This window comes from Streptomyces sp. NPDC059696 (assembly GCF_042733745.1).
GTDB lineage: Bacteria > Actinomycetota > Actinomycetes > Streptomycetales > Streptomycetaceae > Streptomyces.
Map to the genome: position 1 here is coordinate 62,005 of NZ_JBHWFG010000028.1, position 16,026 is coordinate 78,030.

Here is a 16,026-nt window from a genome sequence, read left to right on the forward strand (position 1 = left end):
GCAGCAGATCAAGTGGGGATCACCCCGTGGGATCAAGCGTGGGGATCAAGTGTGCGAGAAAAAGCGGTCTTTCGCGGGTCCGGGTGCGGCTCACCTCGGCAGCCGGGCGGCGAAGGCCACGGTGAATTCGGTCGCCGCGGCCCGGCTGATTCGCTATTCCGCTCCCGGCCTGCTGGTAACCGGCGGTAAATCCGGACGGGTGCGGCGTCAGAACTCGGAGCCTTCCGATGAATTCCGCGGTGATTCGTCGAGAGGGGCCGCGTCGTCAGCGCAGTCCGAAGCGGCGCGACCAGGCGAACACGTCCTCCGTCGTCGCGTTGCCCCCGCACACCACCAGGCCGAGCCGGGCCCCGCCGCCGACCCGTTCCAGGACCCGCCGGGCCGCGGGCAGCAGGCAGCCGGCCGCCGGTTCGGCCCAGACCTTGGCGTGGTCGGCCAGGTCCAGCGTGCCCTGCACGGCCTCCCGGTCCGGGACCACGAGGACCTCGGTCACCAAAGCGGAGACATGGTCGTACGTCAGCTGCGACACGGACGGGGCGCTGAGGGTGGAGACGATCGACGACAGGGCGACCGGCAGCGGGCCGCCCGCCGTCAGCGCCTCGGACATGGCCTGTGCGCCCTCGGTCTCCACACCCCACACCCGCACACCGGGCCGGCGGGCCCGCAGCGCGGCGGCGACACCGGCGATCAGGCCGCCGCCACCGATGCTCACGAGCACGTCGGTGAGCTCGCCGGCGTCGGCCGCCAGCTCCAGCCCCACCGTGCCCTGCCCGGCGATCACGGCCGGGTCGTCGAAGGGGTGGACCAGGGTCAGGCCCTCCTGCTGGAGCCGTGACATCAGCGCGAACGCGCCGTCCATGTCGTCGGTCAGCCGCACCGACGCGCCGGCCGCCTCCGCGATCTCCACGGCGCGGGCGGGTGCCGAGCGGGGCATCACGACCGTCGCCTTCACGTCCAGGGCCGCGGCCATGACGGCGACGGCGATCCCGTGGTTGCCCCCGCTGACCGCCACGACCCCGGCGGCCCGCTCGGCCTCGCCCAGCGACAGCAGCTTCACCGTCGCCCCGCGCGCCTTGAACGAACCGGTGCGCTGCAGCAGTTCGAGCTTCGCCGTCACCGGTGCGCCGAGCAGCGCCGACAGCCCCGGGCTGTCCACGGTCGGGGTGCGCACGACGTGCCCGGCGAGCGAGCCGGCCGCGGCTTCGATCTCCGAAATGCCGATCATGACAGTGGTCCTTCCGGCGCGGGGTCGCGGAACGCGCCGTGTCGAACCCTGACGCGCCGAGGGGCCGAGGTCAAAGCGTCATGCGGCGGGCACCTGCGCTCCGGGCGGCTGATGCGGCGGGCGCCCACGGTCCGGGCGGCTGACGCGACGGGGACGTACGGTCCGGGCGTCCGACGCGGCGGGCACCCACGCTCCGGACAGCTGGCGAGGCGGGGACGTACGGTCCGGGCGTCCGACGCGGCGGGCACCCACGCTCCGGACAGCTGGCGAAGCGGGGACGTACGGTCCGGGCGTCCGACGCGGCGGCGACCCACGCTCCGGACAGCTGGCGCGGCGGGTGCCCGCGCCCGGACGTGGGCGGGCCGGGCGCTCAGACGTCGCGCCGTACCAGGTACTCCAGCAGCGACCGCAGGTCGGTGGCGGCGCCCGCTGCCAACGGGGCCCCGGCGAGGGCGCTGTCGACGGCGGCGAGGTGCCGCCGTGCCTCCGCCAAGGCGGCCGCACGGCCGCCCGCCTCCTCGATCAGCGCGGCCGCCGTGCCGGTCGCCTCCCCCGACTCCAGAAGCGCGGCGACGCGGCCGCCCAGGGGGGAGTCGAGCGCCACCAGCACCGGGAACGTCCTTTTCCGCTCGCGCAGATCACCGTGGACCGGTTTGCCGGTGACCGCGGGGTCGCCCCAGATGCCCAGCACGTCGTCGACGATCTGGAACGCGACCCCGAGATGCCGGCCGGCCCGGTCGAGCGCGGCGGCCGTCCCGGGAACCGCGCCGCCGAGCACGGCCCCGAGCGCCGCCGCGCACCCCAGCAGCGCACCCGTCTTCTGCTCCGCCATCGCCCGGTACTCCTCCGGCCGCACCCGCTCCGGCCCCGTCCACGGACGGTCGGTGAACAGCAGGTCGTCCGCCTGCCCGCGCACCAGGTCTCCCAGCGCCACGGACAGGGTCCGCACGCCCCGCGCACCGCCCGGCTGCGCCGCCAGCGTCTCGACGGCCAGGGCGAACAGGGCGTCGCCCGCGAGCACCGCGGGCCCCGTGCCGTAGGCCTTCCACACGGTCGGGCGGCGGCGCCGGTCCGTGTCGCCGTCCATGATGTCGTCGTGCAGCAGGGAGAAGGTGTGCACGAGTTCCACCGCGACCGCCGCGGCCACCCCGGCGCTCCGCGGCGCACCGGCCGCCTCGGCACCGAGCACCGCGAGCGCCTGCCGTACGCCCTTGCCGCCCGAGGCCACGGCCGGTGTGCCGCCGACCTCGCACCAGCCGAAGGAGTAGGCGGCCATCTCTCCCACCCAGGGGTGCAGCCGCCCCACGGCTTCCTCCAGGGCCGGGCGGACCAGGGCCCGGCAGCGGCCGAGCACCTCGGAGGCGTCACCGGCGCCGGCCGCGCGATCGTACGGCTCGCCCCGCCGTCCCGCCGGGACCGCGACGGGAGCCTCGGCTGCCGTGTCCTGCCGGGCCGGCCCCACCGGTGCCGATGCCGAGGCCGGTGGCGTCGCCCCCCGTCGTACCGCTTTCCCGGCTCCCTGGGGCGGCGTCGGAGTGACCGGTGCGGGGGACGTCGTGGCGGCCCGCGTCGCCGCCGTCGGCAGCGCCGTCACCGGGCCGCCTCCGTCTCCGGCCCGGCGGACGGTATGCCGAGTTCCTCGTGGGCCCGCGCCACCATGCGGCGGGCGTGCTGCAGGCCGATGCGCTCCAGCAGGCCGGCGAGGTCGGCCAGTTCGGCCGCCGTCTCGTCACGGTCGCGGCCCAGGCGGGCCAGGGACTTGGCGAGACCGAGCCGTGACAGTGCCTCCCCGCGCGGTTCGCTCATCGCCCGGAACTCCGCGAGCGCCTGCTTGTACAGCTCGCGCGCCTGCGCGTAACGCCCCGCCCGGTACAGGACGTTGCCGCGCATCTTGTGGTTGTAGGCGAGCGCGCTGGACAGCCGCATCGAGCGGCACGTCACCTCCGCCTCGCTCAGCAACTCCAGGGCGCGCTCGGTGTCCTGGTCGCGGACCGACACCACATCGGCCAGCCCGCGCAGCGCCCAGGCGTGGCCGCGGCGGTCGTCGGCACGAGCGGCGATCTCGGCGGCCTCCTCGAACAGCGCGTACGCCGTGTCGTAGCGGCCCGTGTTGCGGTGCATCTGCGCGATGCCCTCCAACGCCCACACCGTGTGCCGTGCCTCCCCGCGCCGCCGGGCCTCGGCGAGCAACTGCTCGTGCAGCCGGCCGACGGCCTCGTAGTCGCCCTGGATCCGCCCGGTCTCGGCCAGGCCGGCCAGCGAGTAGCCGCGGACGACGATGTCCTCGCCCTGTTCGCCCAGGTCGGCCGCCAGCCGGAGCAGCCTGCGGGCCAGCGGGAGCGCGCCGCGCTGCCGGGCCAGGGTGCCGCCGCTCCACAGCGCCCAGGCCATCGCGGAGAGGTCCCCGGCCTGCCGGGCCGCGCGGTAACTCGCCTTCCACGCCCGGTCCGCTTCCTCGACCCGGCCGAGCCGCCGGTGCGCCTCGGCCACGGCGAGTCCGGAACGCGCCGCCTCCGCGGGCTGTCCGGCGCGCTCGGCCGCCCGCAACTGCTCGGTACCGGCGGCCAGGACGTCGGTCAGCGAGGAGTTGACGGACAGGGTGGTGAGCGCGCCCTGGTACTCCGGGGCGAATGCCTTGCCGTACATCGATGCCTTTCGGTCCGTACACACCCGATGGAGAGCGACGATGTATACACGCAGCGTATACATGGGGTGTATAGAAGGGTGGAAAGCTGCCCCGGCCACGAGGGCCAGGGCATCACCTGTTGCCGATCAAGACGTCGGCGGAACGGACCGGGTTGCCTCTGAGACGCAGGTCACCTGACAGGCTTTCAGTGCTGTCCCGCCTTGTGCGGAGTCGCCTCGCTCGGCCGGACGACGACATGTCCCTCGCCCTGGAGCAGCAGTTGCACCGCCTCGCCCGAACCGCCGCGCAGCATCGACCCGATGGACTGCGAGCGGTGCAGCGAGGTCTGCAGGCCCGCCGTCCAGCCGACGATCGCGTCCGTGTCGACGTACACCGGGTACTGCGGCGAGACCGGGATGACGAGCGGGTTGCCCTCGCACACCAGGCCCAGCTTGCCGTGCCCGGTGAAGACGCTGTTGAACAGGCCCCCGCCGGTCATGCCGGCGCCCTTCACGGTGGCGATGCGGTACGACAACGTGGTGTCGAAACACAGGACGTTGCGGCCGTTGACCGTGAACTCGTCACCCGGCTCGACATCGACGATGAAACAGTTCTGCGCCTCGTGCGCGAACCAGGCCTCGCCCTGCCCGCGCACCGCCATCAGCGGCAGCCCCTCCCCGGTGACCGCGCGCTTGAGCATGCCGCCCACCCCCTGGCCCTTGCGCTCGAACTGGAGGGTGCCGCGGTAGGAGATCATCGCCCCCTGCCGGGCGAGCATCTCGCCGTTCACCGTGTACCGGATGCACTTGGCGTTCTCGACGGTCATGCCCGGCGCCACGGCCGGCTGCACCCTGTGCTCAGTGGAAAACAGATCACCCTTCATACCGGCATCCTCGCCCGGAGCGTTTCCCTCCGCCAAGATCGGGCAGACGGTCGCTTCACACACCCGCGGCTCACGCCATGTCACCCACCGCCGGACACGGCACGCCCGGGAACCCACCCGCGTGGCGTCGCCGGCGGCACCACTACCGTGTCGTACGCCGGGACGACCTCCGCCCGCACCCGACCCACCGGCCGAAGGAGCGCCGCAGATGTCCCGCACCGTACGTCCCCGCTGCCGTGCCGCCCTGGCCGCCCTCACCTGCTGGGTGGCGCTGGGCTGCGGGACGGGCGCGGAGCCCGGGGGAGACGGGCCGAGGCCGCCGGCCGACCCCGCTCCGACGGCGGCCGGGCACGGTGTGGTCACCTGGGCCTCCTCCGCCGGCCACATCGGCGAGGCGGCCCACGGCGGCCGCGGTTACCGGCTGATGGTGCACACCAGCGTCGGCGGCAGCGACCTCAGGGTGCGGCTGTCCAACGCCTTCGGCGACCGGCCGGTGACCTTCCGGAACGTCCACGCGGGCCTGCGCCGGGACGGCGCCGCGCTCGTCCCCGGCAGCAACAGGCGCCTGACCTTCCGCGGGGAACGATCCGTCACCGTCCCGGCGGGCGGTGTCGTCTACAGCGACCCGCTGCCCGGCAGTGTGCCCGCCGGGCGCACCCTCGCCGTCAGCCTGTACGTGCCCCGGGCGGGCGGCGCGCTCACCGGGCACTGGCTGGCGATGCAGACCTCGTACACCACCCGCGGTGACCACGCGGCGGAGGAGGGCGCGGCCCACTGGACCAACCGGACCGCCTCGTGGTTCTACCTCGACGCCGTCACCGTACGGCCCCGCCGGGCGACGGGCGCCGTGGCCGCCCTCGGCGACTCCATCACCGACGGCTGGCACTCCACCACCGGCCACAACCGCCGCTGGCCCGACTACCTGGCCCGCCGCCTCGGTACCTCCGCCGGCCCGGTCGAGGGGGTGGCCAACGCGGGCATCGCCGGGAACAAGGTCCTGCTCGACGGCCCCGGGCAGAGCGCCCTGAACCGTCTGCAGCGGGACGCGCTGTCACTGCCGGGCGTGCGCACGGTGTTCCTCTTCCAGGGCGTCAACGACATCAAGGCCGAGCCCGCCGCCACCAGCGCCGGGCTGATCGCCGGCTACCGGCGGCTCATCGAGCGGGCGCACGCGGACGGCAAGTGCGTCGTCGGCGCCACGATCGCCCCCTACAAGGGCTGGCAGGAGTGGGATCCCGCCGGGGAAGCGGTACGACGGCGGGTCAACGCCTTCATCCGCGGCAGCGGCGCGTTCGACGCCGTCACCGACTTCGACCGCGTGCTGCGCAGCCCCCGGGACCCCGAGCGGCTCCTGCCCGCCTTCGACGGCGGTGACCATCTGCACCCCAACGACAAGGGGATGCGGGCGATGGCCGACGCCGTCGAACTCGGCGACCTCGACTGCGGGATCCGCTGAGCCCCCGACGGGGTGGGCAGGTCAGCCGGACGTCGACGGCTCCGGGGCGATCAGACCCTCGCGGTAGGCGATCGCCACGGCCTCACCGCGGCTCGACGCGCCCAGCTTGGCCAGGATGTTGGAGACGTGGACGCTCGCGGTCTTGCCGCTGATGAACAGCTCCTCACCGACCTGACGGTTGCTGCGGCCGAGGGCGAGCAACCGCAGCACGTCCTGCTCGCGTGCGGTGAGGACGGCGGGCCGGTCACCGCCGCCGCCCGGCCGGTCCGACAGGCGGCCTCGCCGGATCAGGTCGTCCACCTGTTCGCGCAGCGGGGTGGCACCGAGCCGGACCGCGGTCTCCCGCACCGCCCGCGCCTCGGCCGTGGCCTCCTCCCGGCACCCGGCCGCGACCAGGGCCTCGGCGTAGCGCAGCCGGCACCGTGCCCGCTCGTAGACGTCGCCGTAGCCGAACGCCGTCACCACCTTCGCCCAGGCGGCCACCGCGTCCGGCCCCGATGCCGCTCTGAGCCACTCGGCCTCGGCCCGGGCCAGCCACGCCTGCCCCTCGGGCCCCTGGGGCGTGCCGTCGTCGCGGACCGCCGCGGGCCGCGCCAGTTCCGCCAGTTCGGTCGCGGTGTCCGTCCAGCGGCGGGCACCGGCCTCGTCGCCGGACGACCGCAGCCCGGCGGCCGCGTCGGCCACCGCCGACAACGCCAGCGCGGCGAGCCGCACCGCGGCGTCCGGGCGGGTGCCCGCCTCGTCGGTGAGGGCCGTGACCGTCGACCGCGTCCAGCGCACCGCGTCCTCGGGGTCCCCGCGCAGCGCCGCCGCGTCGGTCAGCACGATGCCCGCGACCAGCGTGGCCATCCAGTCGAACGGCCCCTCCAGCAGGGCCCGCGCCCGATCGGCGGCCGTGAAGTCGCCCCGTGCGAGGGCCACGTACAGCGCGGGACCCATCGTGTACCCCCCGGCGGCCGGCAGGACGTCGGCGTCGGCCGCCGCCGCGCGCACACACTCGTCCCAGCGGCCCAGCACGTTCAGCATCAGCAGCCGCAGATACCGCATCTCCAGCGGGTACGGCGACGACAGCAGCCCGGCGCGCCGGGCCCGGTCCAGGCCCTCCGTCAGCCAGGGCACGCAGTCCGACAGCGCCCCGGACTCGTAAGCGCCCATGGCCAGGTTGAACAGGGCCCGCAGCTCCACGGCGGCGCTGCCCGAACTCCGCGCCAGATCCCGGGCCTTGATCAGCCGCTGACGGCCCTCGGCGCCCCGCCGCCCTTCGCCGTCGAACACGGCCAGCGAGATCAGCAGGTCCGCCTGGGCGTCGGTCACCCGCAGCCGCTCCGCCACGGCCAGGGCCCGGCGGGCGACCCGCAGCGCGGTTTCGTTCTCCCCGATGTGCCGTGCGGCCAGGACATGTGTGGCGGCGGCCCACACCCAGGTACGGGACGGGGGCTCCTCCGGGATCATCGCCAGGGCCTCGCTGCTGTAGGCGAACGCCGCCGTCAGGTTGTCCACGCTCAGCAGGTTCCCGGCGAGGGTGTAGCGGACCCGCGCGGCCAGTTCGGACTCGGCGTCCTGGCCGAGGCCCGCCAGCGCGGACCGGGTGAGGGAGACCGCGCGGTGCAGCTCCCCGGCGTGCGCGGCCGCCGCCGACGCCCGCAGCGTCAACGTCACCCGGTCGACACCCGCGCCCGAGGGCCGGGCCTCGGGACCGACCGCAGGCCACAGGTCCAGGGCCGCTTCGAGGTGCCGCTGCTCCTCGGCCGGAGCACCGACCCGCTGGGCGTGATCGGCGGCCTCCAGGGACGCGGCCAGCGCCTCGGCGAGGTCGTGGCTCTCCCGGTAGTGGTGGGCCCGCTCCGCCGCGCTCTCGGCCGGGTTCCCGCGCCCGGCGAGCAGCCGTGCGAACGCGCCGTGCAGCCGGGCCCGCTCCCCGGGCAGCAGATCGGCGTAGACGGCCTCGCGGGCCAGGGCGTGCCGGAAGGAGTACGTGTCGTCGCCGCCGGCCACGAGCAGTTGCCGCCCCACCGCCTCGCGCAGCGCCGACTCCAGTTCCGCCTCCGGCAGCCCGGCCGCCTCCCGCAACAGGTCGTGCTCCACCCGGCGTCCGGCGACGGATGCGGTTCGCAGCACCTGCTGCGCGGTCTCGGAGAGCTGCTCGAAGCGGATCAGCAGCACATCGGCGAGCCCACTGGGCACCCCGCCCGACTCGGTGTCGGTGGCGGCGAGCAGTTCCTCCGCGTAGAAGGCGTTCCCCTCGGCGCGCTCCACGATCCGCCGTACCGTGGCGTCCGGCAGCGGCCTGGGCTGCAGGGCCCGCACCAGCCGGTCCACGTCGGGGTCGGCCAGCGGCCGCAGTTCCAGCCGCTCGACCAGCGGCAGCCGTACCAGCTCCGCCAGCAGCGGCCGCAGCGGATGCCGGCGGTGCAGATCGTCGGCCCGGTACGAGGCGAACACCGCCAGCCGGTGCCGGAGCACGCCCCGGCCCAGCAGGAACCGCAGCAGGTCCCGCGACGACTGGTCCGCCCAGTGCAGGTCCTCCAGCACCAGCAGCAGCGGAGTGACCTCCGCGGCGTCGGCCAGCAGCCCCGCCATCCCCTCGAACAGGCGCAACCGCCCGTCCACGTCCCGCACGGAGTCGGTCCCGGAGCCCAGCAGCCGCTCGACCACGGGATGGGCGGCGAGAGCACCGGAGAACCGCTCGTCGGCGGCCAGCATGCCGAGGACCTCGGTGAACGGGAGGTACGGCAGCCCGACGTCGCCGAGGTCCACACAGTGCCCGGTGAGGACCGTCATACCCGTCGCGGCGGCCTGCCTCGCGGCCTCGTCGAGCACCCGGGTCTTGCCGACCCCGGCGTCCCCGGCGATCAGCACGGCCCGCGCCTCACCGCCTCGCGCGCGCTCCAGTACGCCCGCGAGGCGCGTGAGTTCGGCGTCCCGCCCGACGACGGGGGCGGCCGGTGAAGCCTGCTGCACGGAACCAACTTTCCTTTCAGGGACACGGGACACGGGACACGGGACACGGGACACGGGACACGGGACACGGGACACGGGACACGGGACGCGGGACGCGGGACGCGGGACGCGGGACGCGGGACGCCGGCACGGTGCGGCTCCGCCGCGTGGGTGCGATCACCCGCGCACGTCCCGCGGCCGCCACCGGACGGCACCGCACACGCGTTCAGGTGCGCAGGACCTTCGCCCAGTCGACGGGCACCCGCCCCGCCGGACCCGGCGTGGGCTGATCCACCGGATGGCTCACCGGCGCGGTCAGCTCCGGCCCGCCCTCGTACAACTCGTTCGTCTCATAGTTCCAGTACCAGTCCTCGCCCGGCTCGAAGCTCTGCACGAACGGGTGGCCGGTCTCCCGGAAGTGCCCCGTCGCGTGCTTCGCCGGCGAGCTGTCGCAGCACCCCACGTGCCCGCACTGCGCGCACCGCCGCAGGTGGAACCACCACCCCCCGGCCGCCTCGCACTCGGCGCACCCGCTGCCGCTCGGCGGCACACTCGTGTCGATCCCCTTCACGCCCGTCATGCGGACTCCTCCTCGGCCGCTGTCAGCGGAAGCAGTACCTGGAAACGCGTGTCGCCCGGCTCCGACTCCACCCGGATGCTCCCGTGGTGCTTGTTGACCACGATCCGCCAGGAGATGTCGAGTCCGAGCCCGGTCCCCTGACCCACCGGCTTGGTGGTGAAGAAGGGATCGAAGATCCGGTCCCGGTCCTGTGCCGGGATGCCGATGCCCGTGTCGCCGAACTCCACCAGCAGCCGGTCGTGTTCCGCCGCCGTCCGCACAGTCAGCGTCCCCTCCCCGCCCGCGCTGTTCATCGCCGCGACCGCGTTGTCGATGAGGTTCGTCCAGACCTGGTTGAGCTCCGCCGGGTACGCGGGGATCCGCGGCAGCGTGCGGTCGTAGTCCTTGACGACCTTGATCCGCTTGCCGATCTTCCCGGACAGCATCAGCAGGGTGGAGTCGAGCAGTTCGTGCACGTCGGCGTGCCGGAAGGGCGCCCGGTCGAGCTGCGAGTACTGCTTCGCCGCGTCCACGAGGTGCGAGATGCGGGTGGTCGAGTCGTTGATCTCGTCCATCAGCAGCTCGGTCTCGACGGTGTAGTTGAGCCACCCGATCGCGCTCGGCAGGATGTCCTCGTCCACCGCCGCCGCGACCTGGTCGAGCCAGTCCACGTCGAGACCGGCCTGGACGAAGGTGGGGGCGATCCGCCAGCCCTCCGCGATGCCCTGGTCGTCCAGCCAGTCGGTCACGGCGTCCTCACGGTCGGACGCCTCCAGCGGACTGAGCACCGGGGCCTTGGCGACCCGTTCGGCCGTGCGCTCCTGGAGGTCGATGAGGTTCGCCATGACCTCCGGCGCGTACGAACCCTGCGCGATGACCGCCAGCTTGTGGCGCATCTTGCCGACCCGCTCCCGCAGGGTCGCCGTCGCCCGCACGGCCGCCGCGGCCGGGTTGTTCAGCTCGTGCGTCAGACCGGCGGACAACGAGCCGAGCGCCAGCAGCCGTTCACGCTGCCCGATGGCCCGCTGGGTGCTCTGCGAACCGAAGAACAGCCCCTCCAGCAGGTGCACCGCCATCGGGAACCACTCCTGCATGATCTCCGCGAAGGTGTCGGCGGGCAGCACGAAGAACCGCGTCGGCTCCGTGACACGCATGGAGTTGGTGTAGACCTGCCGTACCCGGTCGCCGAGGTACGCCTGCATCGAGCCGGCGTACACCCCGCGCTGCGAGGTGCGGGTCACCTCCACGTCATCCCCGCCGACCCGGCGGTACAGCACCACGGTGCCGTCGAGCATCACGTAGAAGCACGTCGCCGGCTCGCCCTCGGTGTACACCGGTCCGGGCTCGAACCGCTCCACCCGCCCCTCGGCGCACAACCGGCCCAGCTGCTCGGGCGTGAGCTTCTCGAACAGGAACAGTGCCCCGATCTCCTGCGGGTTGCAGGGCACCGCCTGGCCGCTCACGACTGCTCCAGGTAACGGTGGACGAGCATCACGGCCATGGCTCCCTCTCCGACGGCGGACGCGACCCGCTTCGCGGACTCCGAGCGGGCGTCGCCCGCCACGAACACGCCGGGCACGTTGGTCTCCAGGTGGTACGGCGGCCGGTCCAGCTCCCAGTCCTGCGGCGGACGGCCGTCGGGGGTCAGGTCCGGCCCGGCGAGGATGAACCCGCGCTCGTCCCGCAGCACCGTCCCGTCCAGCCAGTCGGTCAGCGGGGCCGCGCCGATGAAGACGAACACCCACTGCGCGTCGACCTGTTCGGTGTGCCCGCTGTCCACGTCGCGCAGGGTCAGCCGCTCCAGGCGGCCCTCGCCGTGCGCGGACTCGACGACCGTGCGGGCCCGGACCTGGATGTTGGGCGACTCCTCGATCTGCCGGATCAGGTAGTGCGACATCGACGCGGCCAGTGACGCGCCGCGCACCAGCAGCGTCACCGACTTGGCGCCCCGGGACAGGTACATCGCCGCCTGCCCGGCGGAGTTGGCGCCGCCGACGATGTACACGTCCTGGTCCTGGCAGGAGGGCGCCTCCGTGAGGGCCGACCCGTAGTACACCCCGCAGCCGGTCAGTTCGTCGCAGCCGGGCGCCGCCAGCTGCCGGTAGGACACCCCGGTCGCCAGGATCACGCTGTGCGCGGCGACCGCCGAACCGTCCGAGAACCGGACGACGCGCGCGGCACCGTTGACCTCCAGGGCCGTCACCTCGCGCGCGGTGAGGATCTCGGCGCCGAACTTCGCCGCCTGGCGCCGCGCCCGGTCGGTGAGCTGCGCGCCCGACACACCGTCGGGGAATCCCAGGTAGTTCTCGATACGTGAGCTCTGACCCGCCTGCCCGCCGGTCGCCGACCGCTCCACCAGCACCGTCCGCAGCCCCTCGGAGGCGCCGTAGACGGCCGCGCCGAGACCGGCCGGGCCGCCCCCGATGACGACCAGGTCGTAGAAGTCGGCCGTCGGGGTCGTCGCCAGCCCGACCTGCGCCGCGAGGTCGACGTGCTCCGGCTCGACCAGGGGCGTCCCGTCCGGCGTGATCACCACCGGCAGCCGCATCCCGTCCTCGCCGGCCGCGGCCAGCAGCCGCCGCCCCTCCGGTTCGTCGGAGGAGTACCAGCGGTAGGGCACCTGGTTGCGGGCCAGGAACTCCCGCACGTCCGAGGAACGCGACGACCAGCGGTGTCCCACGACCTTGGTGCTGGGCACGGGCCGGAAGTCGCTGGACCGCCACGCCTGGAGCAGATCGTCGAGGACCGGGTACAGCTTCTCCTCGGGCGGGTCCCACGGCTTGAGCAGATAGTGGTCGAGGTCGACGACGTTGATCGCGTCGATCGCGGCGTTGGTGTCCGCGTACGCGGTCAGCAGCACCCGGCGCGCCCCGGGGTAGACGTCCAGGGCCTGTTCGAGGAACTCGATGCCGTTCATCTGCGGCATCCGGTAGTCGGCGAGGATCACGGCCACGAGATCACCGCGCAGCTTCAGCTCCCGCAGCGCGTCCAGCGCGGACGCGCCGGACTCCGCCCGCACGATCCGGTACGACGCGCCGTACCGCCGCCTCAGGTCGCGGGCCACGGCTCGGGAGACGCCCGGATCGTCGTCCACGGTCATGATGACGGTCCGCGCCGCATCGGCGGCCTGTGCCATACGTCCCCCACACCGGGCGGTCGACTCACGGCACGGCGTCCCCGGGGCACCGCGCCGACCTCCGCCCATCGTATGTTCGATCGCCGCGCGGCGCTCCGATACGGAGATCGTCTCCCACGGGCGGGCGGGCGGTGGGGAGCGGCGGCGGTGGTGAAGACTGGGCGGCACAGTGACGTTCCACAGGGAGGCAGCCGGATGACACGCCCGATCACCGCAGGGGTCGACGGATCGGAGGAGAGCCTGGCGGCTCTCGCCTGGGCGGCGCGGGAGGCGGTACGGCGCGACCGGCCGCTGCGTGTGGTGCACGCCTGGCGGGTGCAGACACCGGAGCTGATCGAGAGCGCGGTCGCCACCGACGCCGACAGCCAGGCGCAGTGGGTGCACGGCGCGATGACCGAGGCCGTCGGGACCGTCACCGAACGGCACCCGGACCTCGAGGTGACCACGGACGTCATCGAGGGGCCCGTCGCCGACACCCTGGTGACCGCCGCGGCCGACGCCGAGATGCTGGTGCTCGGCACGCGCGGGCACGGCCGCGTCGTCGGGTTCCTGGTCGGCTCCGTCGGCCAGCAGGTGATCGCCGAGGCCACCCGGCCCGTGGTGCTCGTGCGGGCCGGGGACCGGTCCTCGTCCGAGGCCGCCGGGCGGGAGATCGTGGTGGGCCAGCAGGGCGACCCCGAGGACAGCGCCGACGCGCTGCGCTTCGCCTTCGAGACGGCCGCCGCGCGCGGGGCGACCGTGCGGGTCGTACGCGCCTGGAGCCTGCCGCCCGTCTTCGCCTACAGCCCCGGCTCGCTGAAGCTCCTCGACGAGGCCGGGGGACTGGAGCCGTACGAGAGGAAGAGCCTGGCCGCCGCGGTCCGGCCGCTGCGGGAGCGTTTCCCCGACGTGCCGGTCGAGGAGCACGTGGAGATGGGCAGCGCGAGCCAGGTGCTGCTGTCGGTGGCCGGGACGGCCCAGCTGATGGTCGTCGGCCGCCGGGCGCACCGCACGGCCGTCGGGGCCCGCATCGGTTCGGTGGCGCACGGGATGCTGCACCACGCCGACTGCCCGGTGGCGGTGGTGCCGCACGGGTGAGGGCCCGGGCCGCTCACTCCGCCGTCGGCTGCAGCGTCCTGCTGGCGGTGGGCAGGATGTTCCGGATGTAGTCCTCGACCACCGCGTCGAGGCCGATGTCGTGCTGGGCCCGCTCGGACAGGTACCAGCGGTGTTCGAGGAGCTGGTGGTAGATCTCCGCCGGGTCCATCGCACCGCGCAGTTCGGGCGGCACGGCCCGCACGGTCGGGCGGAAGACCTCCCGCACCCAGCGGTGGGCGAGGACTTCCGGGCGTGCTCCCAGGGGGTCGCCGGGCGCGTAGTCGTCCTGGGTCGCCATCCAGCTCTCCAGGTCGTTCAGCAGGCGCCGGGCCTGGTTCTCCTCCGTGTCCAGCCCGGTCAGCCGCAGCAGCTGCCGCTGGTGGTGGCCCGCGTCGACGACCTTGGGCACGAAGCTGACGGTGTCGCCGTTCGAGGCGTGCTCGATCTGCATCTCGGCGACGTCGAACCCGAGGTCGTTCAGGCGGCGGATGCGGCGTTCTATGTGGTGGTACTTGCCCGCCGGGTAGACGGAGGCCCGGGTCAGTTCGTCCCACAGTCCGCGGTAGCGGGCACAGATCTCCCTGCCGAACTCGACCGGGTCCACGGACGGGTGCAGCGCCCCCGACGCCTCCAGGTCCAGCAGCTCCCCGCTGATGTTCACCCGGGCGAGGTCGAGGTCGTACTCGCGCTGTCCCGTGCTGAGCTGCGGGTGCAGGTCACCGGTCTCGGCGTCCACCAGGTAGGCGGCGTAGGCGCCCGCGTCGCGCCGGAAGAGGGTGTTGGACAGGGAGCAGTCGCCCCAGGCGAACCCGGCCAGGTGCAGCCGCACCAGGAGCACGGCCAGCGCGTCCATCAGCCGGTGCATGGTGGCCGGGCGCATGGTCGTCTCGAACATCGAGCGGTACGGCATCGAGCCGCCCAGGTGCCGGGTGACCAGGACGCTCTCCAGCGGGGCGCCGTGCGCGTCGGTGCGGCCGGTGACCACGGCCAGCGGATCCACCGACGGGATGCCGAGCCGGTCCAGGTCGCGCAGCATGTCGTACTCGCGCAGCGCCGGCCGCTCGGCCAGTTCCTTGACGGCGATCACCTCGTCGCCCGCGCGGGAGTAGCGCACCACGTGCCGGGAGATGCCGCGCGGCAGCGGCACCAGGTACTCCTCCGGCCACTCCTCCAGAGGGACGTCCCACGGCAACTCCAGCAGGAGCGCGGGGTGCTCCGGGTTGGTCGCGCTGATCTGCAGTGCCATGGGCCGGGTGTCCTTGTCTCGCCGCCGGTCGTCCCCTCAGATTAGAGGGCCCGCTCCCGGGCCCGGAGAGCGGCGTCCCGCACCGGCCCCTGGTGGAGCGGCCCGTGCCCGGGGAGCAGCAGGTCGCCCTCCAGCTCCGCCAGCACGTCCAGGGAGGCCAGGGCGCGTGGGCGCTCGTGGTGGAACATGTCCGGCAGCAGCTGCGGTCCCTCGACGCGCGACGTGGGGTGACCGCTGACCAGGGCGTCGCCGGAGATCAGCACCCCGGCGCCGGGCAGGTGGTAGGCGCAGTGCCCGTCGGTGTGGCCCGGGGTGTGCACCGGGACCGGCCGTCCGGGCAGGTCCAGCGCGCCCTGCGCGGGGAACGCCTGCGCAGCGGTGACCGGTACCCGGGCCGTGCCGCCCGAGCGCAGCGCGTGCACCGCCCAGGGCAGCACTCCCGGCCGCCAGCCGTTGCGCAGCACCGTCCCGACGGACACCTGGTGCAGGAACTCCCGGCGCGCGTGCGGCACTTCGGCCTCGTGCAGGTACACGGGCGTGCCGTAGGTGGCGCGCAGGTGCTCCGCGCTGCCCAGGTGGTCGTTGTGCGCGTGGGTGATCAGCACGGCCGCGACCGCCTCCGGGGAGCTGCCCACCTGCGCGAGCGAGGCGAGGACCTGCTCCCGGTCACCGGGGTAACCGGTGTCGACCAGGGTGACGGCGTCCCCCTCCGTGAGGATCACCCAGTTGGTGTTCGAACCGTGCACCAGGTAGGTGCCGTCCGCCACGTTCCGTACGTCCGCCCGCATGACCGCCCGCCTCGTGTGCTCCCGGTACCGGCCCGACGGGAGAAGGAAAGCAGATCCCGCGGCGGTGGCGATTGCCGGGTCCGCCTCAAC

At 73.9% G+C, this 16,026-nt stretch carries 12 protein-coding genes; 2 read left to right on the forward strand and 10 right to left on the reverse strand.

Annotated elements, in window-relative coordinates; genetic code table 11:
• Positions 1–265: 265 nt before the first annotated feature.
• The 4 genes from ACFV20_RS27100 to ACFV20_RS27115 form a co-directional block, all read right to left on the reverse strand.
• Complete coding sequence (locus ACFV20_RS27100) at positions 266–1,225, reverse strand: threonine/serine dehydratase (RefSeq protein ID WP_385660693.1); 960 nt, start codon at positions 1,223–1,225, stop codon at positions 266–268.
• A gap of 370 nt (positions 1,226–1,595) precedes the next feature.
• Positions 1,596–2,579, reverse strand: a complete 984-nt coding sequence (locus ACFV20_RS27105; protein ID WP_385660833.1) for a polyprenyl synthetase family protein — start codon at positions 2,577–2,579, stop codon at positions 1,596–1,598.
• 236 nt (positions 2,580–2,815) lie between these two features.
• Complete coding sequence (locus ACFV20_RS27110) at positions 2,816–3,871, reverse strand: tetratricopeptide repeat protein (RefSeq protein ID WP_385660696.1); 1,056 nt, start codon at positions 3,869–3,871, stop codon at positions 2,816–2,818.
• A gap of 185 nt (positions 3,872–4,056) precedes the next feature.
• Entirely contained in the window at positions 4,057–4,734 is a 678-nt protein-coding gene (locus tag ACFV20_RS27115; RefSeq protein WP_385660699.1) for an AIM24 family protein, read from the reverse strand.
• A gap of 208 nt (positions 4,735–4,942) precedes the next feature.
• Here ACFV20_RS27115 and ACFV20_RS27120 point away from each other — a divergent pair, with 208 nt between their 5' ends.
• Positions 4,943–6,190 (forward strand): SGNH/GDSL hydrolase family protein, encoded by a 1,248-nt coding sequence (locus tag ACFV20_RS27120; protein ID WP_385660702.1) that lies wholly within the window; start codon positions 4,943–4,945, stop codon positions 6,188–6,190.
• A 21-nt stretch (positions 6,191–6,211) separates the two neighbouring features.
• Here ACFV20_RS27120 and ACFV20_RS27125 read toward each other — a convergent pair whose 3' ends face one another.
• The 4 genes from ACFV20_RS27125 to ACFV20_RS27140 form a co-directional block, all read right to left on the reverse strand.
• Positions 6,212–9,151 carry an AAA family ATPase gene (locus tag ACFV20_RS27125; RefSeq protein WP_385660705.1) on the reverse strand — a complete coding sequence of 980 codons (2,940 nt, stop codon included), beginning with the start codon at positions 9,149–9,151 and terminating at the stop codon, positions 6,212–6,214.
• A 205-nt stretch (positions 9,152–9,356) separates the two neighbouring features.
• Positions 9,357–9,710 (reverse strand): UBP-type zinc finger domain-containing protein, encoded by a 354-nt coding sequence (locus ACFV20_RS27130; protein ID WP_385660708.1) that lies wholly within the window; start codon positions 9,708–9,710, stop codon positions 9,357–9,359.
• Positions 9,707–11,152, reverse strand: coding sequence for an ATP-binding protein (locus ACFV20_RS27135; RefSeq protein ID WP_385660712.1), 1,446 nt, complete (start codon positions 11,150–11,152; stop codon positions 9,707–9,709). Before ACFV20_RS27135 ends, ACFV20_RS27130 begins: the two co-directional genes overlap by 4 nt.
• Positions 11,149–12,825 (reverse strand): FAD-dependent oxidoreductase, encoded by a 1,677-nt coding sequence (locus ACFV20_RS27140; protein WP_385660715.1) that lies wholly within the window; start codon positions 12,823–12,825, stop codon positions 11,149–11,151. The genes ACFV20_RS27135 and ACFV20_RS27140 overlap by 4 nt, the downstream gene beginning before the upstream one ends.
• A gap of 195 nt (positions 12,826–13,020) precedes the next feature.
• On the opposite strand from ACFV20_RS27140, the gene ACFV20_RS27145 reads away from it, so the two are divergent.
• Entirely contained in the window at positions 13,021–13,902 is an 882-nt protein-coding gene (locus ACFV20_RS27145) for a universal stress protein (RefSeq protein ID WP_385660718.1), read from the forward strand.
• Positions 13,903–13,915: 13 nt separating this feature from the next.
• Here ACFV20_RS27145 and ACFV20_RS27150 read toward each other — a convergent pair whose 3' ends face one another.
• A complete protein-coding gene (locus ACFV20_RS27150) occupies positions 13,916–15,148 on the reverse strand; it encodes a DUF4032 domain-containing protein (protein ID WP_385660721.1) in 1,233 nt (410 codons plus the stop codon).
• 41 nt (positions 15,149–15,189) lie between these two features.
• Complete coding sequence (locus ACFV20_RS27155; RefSeq protein WP_385660724.1) at positions 15,190–15,936, reverse strand: MBL fold metallo-hydrolase; 747 nt, start codon at positions 15,934–15,936, stop codon at positions 15,190–15,192.
• Positions 15,937–16,026: the final 90 nt, after the last annotated feature.